The following is a 13,945-nucleotide window of genomic DNA, read 5'->3' on the forward strand; positions in this document are numbered from 1 at the left end:
CCGGGGCGCCCGACTCTGCCTGCCGGTCTGCCGGCCGGGCTCGCCGTGCCGAGCCCGCCCCTGTTGTGACGATCGACTCGCCGCGACAGTTGCCCTCGCGGCACGGTTTTAGTCGCTGTTCATCTGTTCGACCGCATGCTCCCGGCCCGGTGACCCAGGCGACACTACGACAACTTCCTTTGCGGGGGCACCCGTTGGTGCCCGATTTTTACCGGTTGGCCACATGCGGTCTGTCCGCCGGACGTCCCGCATACTGGCTTCGCCGACGCCCGGGGCCCGACCGGCCCCGCCAACACCCCGCACGAGGAGCCCCGTTGCCGTTCACGCTCAGCCACGCGGCGGCCGTACTGCCCGGCATACGCACCGACGGAACCGGCCGCCTCGCCCTCGTTCCGGCCGCCATGGTGGCAGGGTCGTTCTCTCCGGACATGACCTATTACGTGGCGAGTGTCCTGCCGGAGGCGATGAAGTTCGGCGATGTCACGCACTCGTTCGCGGGCGTGTTCACCGTCGATGCGGCGATCGCCTTGGCGCTGGTGGGCCTGTGGCTCCTGATGCGCGAGCCGCTGGTGGCACTGCTGCCGCCGCGGCGACAGGCGCGGGTGGCCACCCTGTTGCGCTGCGGGGCACCACACGCACGCGTACGGCCGTCGTCGGCGCTGCGCTGGTACGTCTCGGCCGTCCTCGGCTCACTGACGCATGTCGTGTGGGACGCGTTCACGCACCTCGACCGCTGGGGGATGCGGCTCTTTCCCGTCCTGGGCGAGGAGATCGCGGGATCGCCGCTGTACTGGTATCTGCAGTACGGCGGTTCGGCGGTCGCCGCGGTCGTCATCGCCGCATTCGTGATCGTGGGGCTACGGCGGACCGGTGCTGTCGCGCCGGTCGGTGTGCCGGTGCTTTCGGTACGGGACCGGTGGTGGGCCGCTGTGGTGATCGGCGGATGTGCCGCAGTGGCGGCCGTGCAGCGGGTGTCGCGCTGGTGGGCCTACTGGGGTTCCACCGCGAAGTACTGGGAGCTGATTCCCACGCTGTGCTTCGGAGCGGGCGCGGGGCTCGTTCTGGGGCTGGTGCTGTACGCCGTGGGCGTCAGGGTGTGGCGTCCGGTCCGGGGCCCTGGCAGTTCGGGTGCGGATGCGTATGGGGCCGGTCGGGAGCCGAGCCGTCCGGGGGCTCGGTGACGGTTTCGGCCGTCGCGACGAACACGGTGACGGTACGGCCCGAACGGCCGGGGCGGCTGCGTGGGAGTGCGGTGCGGGCGAGCGCCAGGTAGCCGCGGAGGTTTGTCGCCCTGTGCCGCAGAGCGCCCATCAGGTCGGCGGGGATGCGGGCAGTGCTTGCGCCGGGGGCGAAGAGGGGGACCGTGGGGCGCGCTGTGGGGGCGTCTTCGGTGTTCGCGTTCGCCGGTGCCGGAGACGTCCGGCGGTTGAGCGTGCGTATACCCATGCCCGCATCCTTACGGGCGGGGGGTGGGAAGAGCGCTTTTGCGGGGGCCACGCGAGTGACGGGTCCCTCCGGGGGTTGGGCCGGGGCCCCCGGTGATTCCCGGGTTGCGGTGTTCTCGGGGCTGCGGGTTGGTCGTGGCTGGTCGCGCCCCCGCGGCGGAGCCGCATATCGATACAGCGCCGCGCCCCTCGGGGGCGCTGCCGTGTGCCCCGTCGCAGGGCGGGCAACCCCGGTGCCGGGCAGGGTTCCCATCTGCCCGGCATGGAGGGGTGAGCCTTCAGCGGAGGCTAGTGCGCGGCCGACTCCCAGTCGGGCCCCGCGCCCACCGAGACGCCCAGAGGGACGTTGAGGTGGACGGCGTTGGACATTTCTCGGCGGACCAGTTCCTCGGCGGTCCGGCGCTCACCCGGGGCGATCTCCAGGACGATTTCGTCGTGGACCTGGAGGAGCATGCGGGAGGTGAGGTTCTCCTCGCGCAGGGCCCGGTCGACATTGAGCATGGCGATCTTGACGATGTCCGCCGCCGTGCCCTGGATGGGCGCGTTGAGGGCCATGCGCTCGGCCGCCTCGCGGCGCTGGCGGTTGTCGCTGTTGAGGTCGGGGAGGTAGCGGCGGCGGCCGAAGAGCGTCGCCGTGTAGCCCGTCGCCCGGGCCTCGTCGACGGCGCGGCGCAGATAGTCACGGACGCCGCCGAAGCGCTCGAAGTAGGCGTCCATCAGGGCGCGGGCCTCGCCGGCGTCGATGTTCAGCTGCTGGGAGAGGCCGAAGGCCGACAGCCCGTAGGCCAGGCCGTACGACATCGCCTTGATCTTGCGGCGCATCTCCGCGTCCACCGCGGCGGGCTCCACGGCGAACACCTGGGAGGCGGCCGTGGTGTGCAGGTCCTCGCCCGAGGTGAACGCCTCGATGAGGCCCTCGTCCTCGGAGAGGTGGGCCATCACGCGCAGCTCGATCTGGCTGTAGTCCGCGGTCATCAGGGACTCGAAGCCCTCGCCGACCACGAAGCCCCGGCGGATCGCCCTGCCCTCGTCCGTGCGGACCGGGATGTTCTGCAGGTTCGGGTCGGTCGAGGAGAGACGGCCGGTGGCTGCGACCGTCTGGTTGAACGTCGTGTGGATACGGCCGTCCGCCGCGATCGTCTTGATCAGGCCCTCGACGGTGACGCGGAGCTTCGCCTGCTCGCGGTGGCGGAGCATGATGACCGGCAGTTCGTTGTCGGTCTGGCCGGCGAGCCAGGCCAGGGCGTCGGCGTCGGTCGTGTAGCCCGTCTTCGTCTTCTTCGTCTTGGGCAGGGCGAGTTCGCCGAAGAGGACCTCCTGGAGCTGCTTGGGCGAGCCGAGGTTGAACTCGTGCCCGGCCGCGGCGTGCGCCTCCTTCACGGCCTGCTGCACGGCGCCCGCGAACATCTGCTCCATGGCCTCGAGGTGTGCCCGGTCGGCCGCGATGCCGTGCCGCTCCATGCGGGCCAGCAGGGCGGAGGTCGGCAGCTCCATGTCGCGGAGCAGGTCAGCGGCGCCGACCTCCTCCAGACGGCCCTCGAAGGCCTCGCCCAGGTCCAGGACCGCACGGGCCTGGATCATCAGCGCCTCGGCCTCGGCGCCGTCGTCCGCGCCGAAGGCCAGCTGGCCGTCGGCCGCGGCGGCGGGGGCCAGCTCGCGGTGGAGGTACTCCAGGGACAGCGCGTCCAGGTCGAAGGAGCGGCGGCCCGGCTTGACGAGGTACGCGGCGAGCGCGGTGTCCATGCGCACGCCGGCGATGCTCCAGCCGTGCTCGGCGAAGACCCGCATCGCGCCCTTGGCGTTGTGGAAGACCTTCGGCCGGTCGGCGTCGGCCAGCCAGGCGGTGAAGGCCTTCTCGTCGGCCTCGTCCAGCTGCGACGGGTCGAACCAGCCGGCCGCGCCGTCGGCCGCGGCGAGGGCGACCTCGGCGACCGAGCCGGTGCCGAGCGCCCAGGCGCCGACAGTGGCCACGCCGAGGGGCTCACCGCCGTGCTCCGCGAGCCAGGGGGCCAGCTCGCCCGTACCGAGCACGGCGCCGTCCAGCTCCACGCCCTCGGTCGAGATCGGGGTGGCCTCGGCCTCCTCGGATCCGGGGTCGACACCGAAGAGCCGCTCGCGCAGCGAGGGGTTACGGATCTCCAGGGTGTCCAGGATCATCGCGACGGCCTTGCGGTCGTACGGCACGCGGGCGACATCGGCGACGGTCTTGGGCAGCTCGACGTTGCGCTCCAGCTCGGTCAGGCGGCGGTTGAGCTTGACCGACTCCAGGTGGTCGCGCAGGTTCTGCCCGGCCTTGCCCTTGACCTCCTCGACGCGCTCGACCAGCTCGGCGAACGAACCGAACTGGTTGATCCACTTCGCCGCCGTCTTCTCGCCGACGCCCGGGATGCCCGGCAGGTTGTCGGACGGGTCGCCGCGCAGGGCCGCGAAGTCGGGGTACTGGGCGGGCGTCAGTGCGTACTTCTCGAAGACCTTCTCCGGGGTGAAGCGGGTCAGCTCGGAGACGCCCTTGGTCGGATACAGCACCGTCGTGTGCTCGCTGACCAGCTGGAAGGAGTCCCGGTCGCCGGTGACGATCAGCACCTCGAAGCCTGCGGCCTCGGCCTGGGTGGCGAGCGTGGCGATCACGTCGTCGGCCTCGAAGCCGTCGACGGCGAACCGCGAGACGTGCATCGCGTCGAGCAGCTCGCCGATCAGCTCGACCTGGCCCTTGAACTCGTCCGGGGTCTTGGAGCGGTTCGCCTTGTACTCCGTGAACTCCGCGGAGCGCCAGGTCTTGCGGGACACGTCGAAGGCCACCGCGAAGTGTGTGGGCGCCTCGTCGCGCAGCGTGTTGGCCAGCATCGACGCGAAGCCGTAGATCGCGTTCGTCGGCTGGCCCGTCGCGGTCGTGAAGTTCTCCGCGGGCAGCGCGAAGAACGCACGGTAGGCCAGCGAGTGCCCGTCCATGAGCATCAGGCGGGGCCGGCTGCCGCCGGGGTTGGTCTCGGTCTGCTTCGATGCTGTCTCTGCCACGTCCCCGATCCTGCCACGCCCCACTGACAGTCGGTCCCCATCGGGGGGTGCGGCTGCGGGGAGAGGTTCGCGGTGGGGGCGGGGAGGGCGATACGGGTGCCGGGCCCCCCACCCCCGTTGTCGGTCCCGCGTGCGAGGATCGGAGACCAACCTCACACGTGTACACAAAGGAGAGCGGGCGATGGCCACCAAGCCGCCCAAGGCCGATCCGGTTCAGGACGCGCCCCAGGTCGCCGAGCCGAAGCATGCGGCGGCGGGGCTGCCGGCCATCGGGCACACCTTGCGGATCGCGCAGCAGCAGATGGGCGTGAAGCGCACCATGTTGACGCTGCTGAGCGTCAACCAGAAGAACGGCTTCGACTGCCCGGGCTGCGCGTGGCCGGAGCCGGACCACCGGCACAAGGCGGAGTTCTGTGAGAACGGCGCGAAGGCCGTGGCCGAGGAGGCCACCCTGCGCCGGGTCACCCCGGAGTTCTTCGCCGCGCACTCCGTCGCCGATCTCGCGACCAGGAGCGGTTACTGGCTGGGGCAGCAGGGGCGGCTCACGCACCCCGTGTACCTCCCCGAAGGGGGCACGCACTACGAGCCGGTGACCTGGGAGCGCGCCTTCGACATCATCGGCGAGGAGATCACCGCCCTCGGCTCCCCCGACGAGGCCGTCTTCTACACCTCGGGACGCACCAGCAACGAGGCCGCGTTCCTCTATCAGCTCTTCGCGCGCGAGCTCGGCACCAACAACCTGCCCGACTGCTCGAACATGTGCCACGAGTCGTCCGGGTCGGCGCTGAACGAGACCATCGGCATCGGCAAGGGCAGCGTCCTGCTGGAGGACCTCTACAAGGCCGACCTGATCATCGTCGCCGGGCAGAACCCGGGGACGAACCACCCGCGCATGCTCTCCGCCCTGGAGAAGGCCAAGGCCGGCGGCGCGAAGATCATCAGCGTCAACCCGCTGCCCGAGGCCGGCCTGGAGCGCTTCAAGAACCCGCAGACCCCGCAGGGCATGCTCAAGGGCGCCGCCCTCACCGATCTGTTCCTGCAGATCCGCATCGGCGGCGACCAGGCCCTGTTCCGCCTCCTCAACAAGCTGATCCTCGAGACGCAGGGCGCCGTCGACGAGGAGTTCGTCCGTGAACACACCCACGGCTACGAGGACTTCGCCTCGGCCGCCCGTGCCGCCGACTGGGACGAGACCCTGACGGCGACCGGCCTCACGCGCGCGGAGATCGAGGAGGCCATGGCCATGGTCCTCGCCTCGCAGCGCACCATCGTCTGCTGGGCCATGGGCCTCACCCAGCACAAGCACTCCGTGCCCACCATCCGCGAGGTCGTCAACTTCCTTCTGCTGCGCGGCAACATCGGCCGCCCGGGCGCGGGCGTGTGCCCGGTGCGCGGTCACTCGAACGTGCAGGGCGACCGCACGATGGGCATCTTCGAGCGGCCCGCCCCGGCCTTCCTGGACGCCCTGGAGAAGGAGTTCGGGTTCGCGCCCCCGCGCGAGCACGGTTACGACGTCGTGCGGGCCATCCGCGCCCTGCGCGACGGCGAGGCGAAGGTCTTCTTCGCCATGGGCGGCAACTTCGTGTCCGCGACCCCGGACACCGACGTCACCGAGGCCGCCATGCGGCGCGCCCGGCTCACCGTGCACGTGTCGACGAAGCTCAACCGTTCGCACGCCGTCACGGGCGCGCGAGCGCTGATCCTGCCCACCCTGGGCCGGACCGAGCGCGATCTCCAGGGCAGCGGCGAGCAGTTCGTGACGGTCGAGGACTCCATGGGCATGGTGCACGCCTCCCGGGGCCGCCTGGAGCCCGCGAGCGCGCATCTGCTGTCGGAGCCGGCGATCGTGTGCCGCCTGGCACGCCGCGTGCTGGGCGAGAGCAGCGCCACCCCGTGGGAGGAGTTCGAGAAGGACTACGCGACGATCCGGGACCGCATCGCCCGCGTGATCCCCGGCTTCGAGGACTTCAACGCGCGCGTGGCCCACCCCGGCGGCTTCACGCTCCCCCACGCCCCGCGCGACGAGCGCCGCTTCCCGACGGCGACGGGCAAGGCCAACTTCACGGCGGCTCCGATCGAGTACCCGACGGTGCCCGAGGGACGGCTGCTGCTGCAGACCCTGCGGTCGCACGACCAGTACAACACCACGATCTACGGCCTCGACGACCGTTACCGGGGGATCACGAACGGACGCCGGGTCGTGATGATCAACCCCGAGGACGCGCAGCGGCTGAACATCGCCGACGGCTCGTACGTCGACCTGGTGAGCGAGTGGAAGGACGGCGTCGAGCGGCGGGCGCCCGGTTTCCGTGTCGTCCACTATCCGACGGCGCGGGGCTGCGCGGCCGCGTACTACCCGGAGACCAATGTCCTCGTCCCGCTGGACGCCACCGCGGACACCAGCAACACCCCGGCCAGCAAGTCCGTGATCGTACGTCTGGAACAATCGGCGACCGACTGAGCGTTTGCTCAGTCGACGCACACCACGACGAACGGAGCCGGGCCCCATGGGCGAGCAGCAGCATGTGAAGTTCCCGCAAGAGGTCATCGACGAGTACGCCGCGCTCGGCGTCGACCTGCCGGCCCTGTTCTCCGCCGGGCACCTCGGGACGCGCATGGGCGTCCAGATCGTGGAAGCGTCCGCCGAGCGGGTCGTGGGGACCATGCCGGTGGAGGGGAACACCCAGCCGTACGGGCTGCTGCACGGCGGCGCGTCCGCGGTGCTCGCCGAGACGCTCGGGTCGGTGGGCTCGATGCTGCACGGCGGCAGCTCCAAGATCGCGGTCGGCGTCGACCTCAACTGCACCCATCACCGCGGCGCCCGCGCCGGCCTCGTCACCGGCGTGGCCACGCCCCTGCACCGGGGCCGCTCGACGGCGACGTACGAGATCGTGATCAGCGACGAGGCCGGGCGGCGTGTGTGCAGCGCCCGGCTGACGTGCCTGCTGCGGGACGTGAACCCGAGCGACGGCGAACAGCTCCGGGCGATGGGCTGAGCCGACCCAGGGGCCCTCTCGCGGCAACTCCCTTGAGGGCAACGCCTTTTGCCGCCCCGCCCGGCGGCCGGCACTCCCCGGCGCGATTCGCGGCGTACGCAACGCCCTGGCACCACCCCGCCGTTGAACCCGGACGCCCGGCGGCCTAACGTCGAGGCATGACGTCGGGAGGGGCCCCCAGGAGCGGGGCGGCGCCCGGACTCCCGCTCTCGGCCGCCGGGTTGATGGCCGAAAGCAGCGAGCCGGGCAATGCCCAATTTCATTTTCGTGCCCCATGCACGAAAACAGCCGAAGAACTCCGACCGACTTTCCCGACTGTAACTCTGCGTAATACGACTGCAATACAGGTCCTCACTTCTCCCGCAGTGAGCACCCTTCCCCCACGTCCGCAGAGACCCTTGGGTAGCCTTCGGCAACGATCCGGGTAATTACCAAAACGTGTGAACACTCGTGAAGACGCTACGCGCGAACGCTGCAAGTTCTCACTATGTGGACAGGGCGAATCGGCCGGAAATCCACTCTTCCCCCCACGGAGCACCGCTCTGCGTTACCCCGTGTCATAACAAGAGCGTCACAGCCTTGGTCAGAGCCTCCTCCAGGTTCCCCACCCGCGCTTAGAGTCACGGCCAGTCACGGCGCCATCGGATTCGAACTCACTTCGACCCAGCGCTCGACTCGGCGAGTTCCATGGGGGGCCGCCGTGCCAGGGAAAGGACCTGATTCGTGCGTCAACGTTCGATCATTGCCATAACGGCCGCGCTCGCGGCGGGATCGCTGACACTCACGGCTTGTGGGTCGCGTGACGACGACGGCGGCAGCAGCAACGGCGACAAGACCACTGTGGTGATCGGTGTCGACGCTCCGACGACCGGCGATCTGTCTGCGCTCGGCCTCGGCATCAAGAACTCCGCCGACCTCGCCGCCAAGACGGCCAACAAGAAGGAGTACGTCAAGGGCGTCGAGTTCAAGATCGAAGCCCTCGACGACCAGGCGCAGCCGTCCGTCGGCCAGCAGAACGCCCAGAAGTTCATCAGCAACAAGGACGTCCTGGGTGTCGTCGGCCCGCTGAACTCCAGCGTCTCGCAGCAGATGCAGAAGCCGCTCAACGACGCCGGCCTGACCCAGGTCTCCCCCGCCAACACGGGTACGGAGCTGACCCAGGGCGACGGCTGGAAGACCGGTGACTCGGTCCGCCAGTTCAAGACGTTCTTCCGTACGGCCACCACGGACGAGATCCAGGGCGCCTTCGCCGCCGACTACCTGTACAACCAGGCGAAGATCAAGAAGGTCTACCTGATCGACGACCAGAAGACCTACGGCGCGGGCCTGGCCGCCTCCTTCAAGGCGAACTTCACCAAGTCCGGTGGCCAGATCGTCGGCACCGACCACATCAACCCCGAAGACCGTGACTTCAACGCCGTGGTCGCCAAGATCAAGAAGACCGGCGCCGAAGCCCTGTACTACGGCGGCGAGTACCCGGCCGCCGGTCCGCTGAGCCAGCAGCTCAAGGACAGCGGCCAGAACATCCCGCTCATGGGCGGCGACGGCATCTACTCCGGTGAGTTCCCGAAGCTCAACAAGAAGGCCGAGGGCGACCTCGCCACCTCCGTGGGCAAGCCGGTCGAGCAGCTCGACTCCGCCAAGACGTTCATCAAGGACTACGAGGCGGCGGGCTACGAGGACGACTACGAGGCCTACGGCGGCCTCACCTACGACGCCACCTGGGCGATCATCGAGGCCGTCAAGCTGGCGGTCGAGGGCAACGACGGCAAGGTCCCGTCCGACGGCCGCAAGGCTGTCCTGGACGCCATGGCGAAGGTCAAGTTCGACGGCGTCACCGGCACCATCTCCTTCGACGAGTTCGGTGACACCACGAACCACACGATGACCGCGTACAAGGTCAAGAGCAACGCGTGGGCGCCCGAGTTCAGCGGCGAGCCCAAGCTGGGCTGAGCAGAGGACGAGTAAAGAACACTCCACAAACACACATTGATCCAGGCCGCGCGGGATCGCCCATCAGCGCTCCCGCGCGGCGCCATATCCGAACCACTCCACGGAGGCCCTGCGGTGAACGAACTGCCGCAACAGCTGGCCAATGGACTCATCCTCGGCGCGATGTACGGACTCATCGCGATCGGCTACACGATGGTCTACGGCATCGTCCAGCTCATCAACTTCGCCCACGGCGAGATCTTCATGGTCGGGGGCTTCGGGGCCCTCACCGTCTGGTTGGTACTCCCCGAGGGCTTCGGCCTCGGGGCAGCAGTCCCCCTCATGATCATCGGCGGCGTCCTCGTATCGGTCGCCGTCGGCACGGCGGCGGAACGCTTCGCCTACCGGCCACTGCGCACCGCGCCACGCCTGGCACCCCTCATCACCGCCATCGGCCTGTCCATCGTCCTCCAGCAGGCCGTGTGGATGTGGTACCCGGACGCGAAGAAGGATCAGCCCTTCCCGCAGTTCCACGGCGACCCCATCGACATCCTGGGTGCCAACATCCAGCGAGGTGACCTCTTCGTCCTGATCGCCGCCCCGCTGTGCATGCTGGCCCTCGGCCTCTTCGTCACCAAGACGCGCTCCGGCCGCGGCATGCAGGCCACCGCCCAGGACCCCGACACAGCGAAGCTGATGGGCATCAACACCGACCGCATCATCGTCATGGCGTTCGCCATCGGTGCCGGGTTCGCGGCCGTCGCCGCGGTCGCCTACGGCCTGAAGAACGGTCAGGTCGGCTTCCAAATGGGCTTCCTGATGGGTCTCAAGGCCTTCACCGCTGCCGTGCTCGGCGGCATCGGCAACATCTACGGCGCCATGCTCGGCGGCATTGTGCTCGGCGTCGCCGAGTCCCTGGCCACCGGCTACATCGGTGACATCCCCGGCATGGACCTCTTCGGCGGCGGCGCTTGGAAGGACGTATGGGCGTTCGCGCTGCTCATCCTCGTCCTGCTGTTCAGGCCACAGGGCCTGCTCGGCGAACGCGTCGCGGATCGGGCGTGATACCCATGACCACCGATATCCCCATGGACAAGACCACCGACACCGTCAAGGTGTCCACCGCGGAGGCCACTCCGATCATCCCGCTGCCGCAGGCCGCGGCACGTGGACTGACCGTCGCCGGCTCCGCCTTCGCCCTCATAGGCACGTTCCTCGCCTGGACCTGGACCGATGACTTCCCGGGCAACCTGACCGTCACCGGCTACCCGGGCGGCCTTCAGGTCCTCACCCTCTTCGGCTCCCTGCTCACCCTGCTGTTCGCCCTCTCCGGCTACGGCATCAAGGGCCTGGGCTGGCTCACCCCCGGCGGCAAGAACAGCCCCGTCCTGCTCGCCGCCCTCGGCGTGTTCGGCACCACGGGTTACGCCATCGGCGCGATCACCCAGGAACTCGGCGGCCTCGTCAACCTGGAGCCCGGCGCCTGGGTCTCCGGCATCGGCGCGCTCGTCGCCGTGATCGGCGCCCTCGGCCTCCCGGTCGACCAGCCCTACGGCGCGGGCGAACCGACCCCGAACCTGTGGGGCCGGATCCGTCACTCGCTCACCGCCCCCGAACCGGGCCGGGCCAAGGAACTGCCCTCCTGGGTGGAGATCCTGATCATCGCGGTGGGCTTCGGCCTCGGCCTGTACGTGTTCGCGTACGGCATCGGCACCGAGTACTCCGAGCTGTTCGTCGGCTTCCTGATCGTCGCGGCGTTCGGCTTCACCGCCGTCACCCGCGCCGGTCTCCTGAAGCGGCTGTCGGCTCTGACCGCCAAGCACCGCAACGTCACCCTCACGGCGGCGTTCGTGGCGGCGATCTGCTTCCCCTTCACCCAGTCCAACGACCAGTTCGCCCTCATCGGCGCGAACATCCTGATCTTCGCCACGGTCGCCCTGGGCCTCAACGTCGTCGTCGGCCTCGCCGGCCTGCTCGACCTCGGTTACGTCGCCTTCCTCGGCGTCGGCGCCTACGCCGCCGCCCTGGTCTCCGGCTCCCCGGCGTCGACGATCGGTGTGAAGTTCCCCTTCTGGGCCGCCGTTCTCACCGGCGCCGCCGCCTCGCTGATCTTCGGCGTCGTGATCGGTGCCCCGACCCTGCGACTGCGCGGCGACTACCTCGCCATCGTGACGCTCGGCTTCGGTGAGATCTTCCGCATCACCATGAACAACCTGAACGGCAACAGCGGCCCGGACGTCACCAACGGCTCCAACGGCATCCCGCAGATCCCCGACCTGGAGATCTTCGGGTTCAACCTAGGAGTGCCACACGACGTCCTCGGACACGAGTTGACCCGCTCGGCCAACTACTACCTGCTGATGCTGCTGTTCACGGCGATCGTCGTGATGGTGTTCCGCCGCTCGGCGGAGTCCCGCATCGGCCGCGCCTGGGTCGCCATCCGCGAGGACGAGACCGCCGCCACCGCGATGGGCATCAACGGCTTCCGCCTCAAGCTCCTCGCCTTCGCACTCGGCGCCTCCCTCGCCGGCCTCGCGGGCACCGTCCAGGCACACGTGTCCTACAGCGTCACCCCCGAGCAGTACGAGTTCGCCGGTCCTGTGCCGCCGAACTCCGCCTTCCTGCTCGCCGCCGTCATCCTCGGCGGCATGGGCACCATCAGCGGCCCGCTGATCGGCGCCGCGCTGCTCTACCTGATCCCGGCCAAGCTGCAGTTCATGGCGGAGTACCAGCTGCTGCTCTTCGGCATCGCGCTGATGCTGCTGATGCGCTTCCGCCCCGAGGGCCTGGTCGCCGACCGCAGGAAGCAGCTCGAATTCCACGAGACCGGACAGCTCGACGTACCGGAGGACAAGCCATTGCCCGAAGGCGCGACCGGCGTCGCGAAGGCAGGGGCGTGACCGCCATGACCACCACCACGACCGCACCCACCAGCACGACGGTGCTCGACGCCACCGGTGTCACGATGCGCTTCGGCGGTCTGACCGCCGTGCGCGACGTGAACCTCACCGTCAACAGTGGCGAGATCGTCGGCCTCATCGGCCCCAACGGCGCCGGTAAGACGACCTTCTTCAACTGCCTCACCGGCCTGTACATCCCGACCGAGGGCAAGGTCGCCTACAAGGGCACCGTCCTGCCGCCCAAGCCGCACCTGGTCACCCAGGCCGGCATCGCCCGTACGTTCCAGAACATCCGGCTCTTCGCCAACATGACCGTTCTGGAGAACGTGCTGGTCGGACGGCACACCCGCACCAAGGAAGGCCTCTGGTCGGCCCTGTTGCGGCTGCCCGGCTTCAAGAAGGCCGAGGACGCGTCCCGGGACCGGGCCATGGAACTCCTGGAGTTCACCGGTCTCGCCGCCAAGGCCGACCACCTCGCCCGCAACCTGCCCTACGGCGAGCAGCGCAAGCTGGAGATCGCCCGGGCGCTGGCGAGCGAGCCCGGTCTGCTCCTCCTCGACGAGCCCACCGCCGGTATGAACCCGCAGGAGACCCGGGCGGCCGAAGAGCTGATCTTCGCCATCCGGGACCAGGGCATCGCCGTCCTCGTCATCGAGCACGACATCCGGTTCATCATGAACCTGTGTGACCGGGTCGCCGTGCTGGTCCAGGGCGAGAAGATCGTCGAGGGCCCCGCGGAGGTCGTCCAGGCCGACGAGCGCGTCATCGCCGCCTACCTCGGCACGCCCTTCGAGGGTGCGCCGGGCGCGGCGGAGGCCGCCGAAGTCGAGGCTGCGGAGGCTGACGCGCAGAGCACCACGGAAGGGGACGACAAGTGACCGCACTGCTCGAGGTCGAGGACCTCAGGGTCGCCTACGGCAAGATCGAGGCCGTCAAGGGCATCTCGTTCAAGGTGGAAGCGGGCGAGGTCGTCACCCTCATCGGCACCAACGGCGCCGGCAAGACCACGACCCTGCGCACGCTGTCGGGTCTGCTCCAGCCGCTGTCCGGCGAGATCAAGTTCGACGGCAAGTCGCTGAAGAAGATCCCCGCCCACAAGGTCGTCGCGCTGGGGCTCGCCCACTCCCCCGAGGGGCGGCACATCTTCCCCCGCATGACGATCGAGGACAACCTCCGTCTCGGCGCGTTCCTGCGCACCGACAAGGAGGCCATCGAGAAGGACATCAAGCGCGCCTACGACCTGTTCCCCATCCTCGGAGAGCGCCGCAAGCAGGCAGCGGGCACCCTCTCCGGCGGTGAGCAGCAGATGCTCGCCATGGGACGGGCGCTGATGTCCCGGCCGAAGCTGCTCATGCTGGACGAGCCTTCCATGGGCCTCTCCCCCATCATGATGCAGAAGATCATGGCGACCATCCAGGAGCTCAAGTCCCAGGGCACCACCATCCTGCTCATCGAGCAGAACGCCCAGGCCGCGCTCTCCCTGGCCGACCACGGCCACGTCATGGAGGTCGGCAAGATCGTCCTCTCCGGCAGCGGACAGGACCTGCTGCACGACGAGTCGGTGCGCAAGGCGTACCTGGGCGAGGACTGATCGCCAGGCTCACATGAGTTGAGGCCCGTGCCCCCCGGTCAGGGGCACGGGCCTCACTCTTTGCTG

At 69.2% G+C, this 13,945-nt stretch carries 9 protein-coding genes; 8 read left to right on the forward strand and 1 reads right to left on the reverse strand.

Features of this window, described 5'->3' with window-relative positions; genetic code table 11:
* Window positions 1-314: 314 nt before the first annotated feature.
* A complete protein-coding gene (locus ACZ7M7_RS01390; protein ID WP_472111679.1) occupies window positions 315-1,181 on the forward strand; it encodes a DUF4184 family protein in 867 nt (288 codons plus the stop codon).
* A 552-nt stretch (window positions 1,182-1,733) separates the two neighbouring features.
* On the opposite strand, the gene polA is transcribed toward ACZ7M7_RS01390, so the two are convergent.
* Window positions 1,734-4,460 carry a DNA polymerase I gene (polA, locus tag ACZ7M7_RS01395; RefSeq protein ID WP_383596857.1) on the reverse strand — a complete coding sequence of 909 codons (2,727 nt, stop codon included), beginning with the start codon at window positions 4,458-4,460 and terminating at the stop codon, window positions 1,734-1,736.
* Between the two features lie 181 nt (window positions 4,461-4,641).
* Between polA and ACZ7M7_RS01400 the strand changes: the two genes are divergently transcribed.
* The 7 genes from ACZ7M7_RS01400 (at window position 4,642) to ACZ7M7_RS01430 (ending at window position 13,879) form a co-directional block, all read left to right on the forward strand.
* Window positions 4,642-6,921, forward strand: a complete 2,280-nt coding sequence (locus tag ACZ7M7_RS01400) for an FdhF/YdeP family oxidoreductase (RefSeq protein ID WP_472111682.1) — start codon at window positions 4,642-4,644, stop codon at window positions 6,919-6,921.
* Between the two features lie 46 nt (window positions 6,922-6,967).
* A complete protein-coding gene (locus ACZ7M7_RS01405) occupies window positions 6,968-7,456 on the forward strand; it encodes a PaaI family thioesterase (protein ID WP_383596851.1) in 489 nt (162 codons plus the stop codon).
* Window positions 7,457-8,179: 723 nt separating this feature from the next.
* Window positions 8,180-9,409: a branched-chain amino acid ABC transporter substrate-binding protein gene (locus tag ACZ7M7_RS01410; RefSeq protein WP_383623744.1), complete on the forward strand. Its 1,230-nt coding sequence runs from the start codon at window positions 8,180-8,182 to the stop codon at window positions 9,407-9,409.
* Between the two features lie 114 nt (window positions 9,410-9,523).
* The gene (locus ACZ7M7_RS01415; RefSeq protein WP_383596845.1) at window positions 9,524-10,453 is read left to right on the forward strand and encodes a branched-chain amino acid ABC transporter permease; all 930 of its coding nucleotides are present in this window, start codon (window positions 9,524-9,526) and stop codon (window positions 10,451-10,453) included.
* 23 nt (window positions 10,454-10,476) lie between these two features.
* Window positions 10,477-12,288 (forward strand): branched-chain amino acid ABC transporter permease, encoded by a 1,812-nt coding sequence (locus ACZ7M7_RS01420; RefSeq protein ID WP_383597668.1) that lies wholly within the window; start codon window positions 10,477-10,479, stop codon window positions 12,286-12,288.
* 5 nt (window positions 12,289-12,293) lie between these two features.
* Window positions 12,294-13,166: an ABC transporter ATP-binding protein gene (locus ACZ7M7_RS01425; protein WP_383596843.1), complete on the forward strand. Its 873-nt coding sequence runs from the start codon at window positions 12,294-12,296 to the stop codon at window positions 13,164-13,166.
* Complete coding sequence (locus tag ACZ7M7_RS01430; RefSeq protein WP_453823265.1) at window positions 13,163-13,879, forward strand: ABC transporter ATP-binding protein; 717 nt, start codon at window positions 13,163-13,165, stop codon at window positions 13,877-13,879. Before ACZ7M7_RS01425 ends, ACZ7M7_RS01430 begins: the two co-directional genes overlap by 4 nt.
* Window positions 13,880-13,945: the final 66 nt, after the last annotated feature.

The sequence above is a fragment of the Streptomyces sp. NPDC111606 genome (assembly GCF_055656945.1).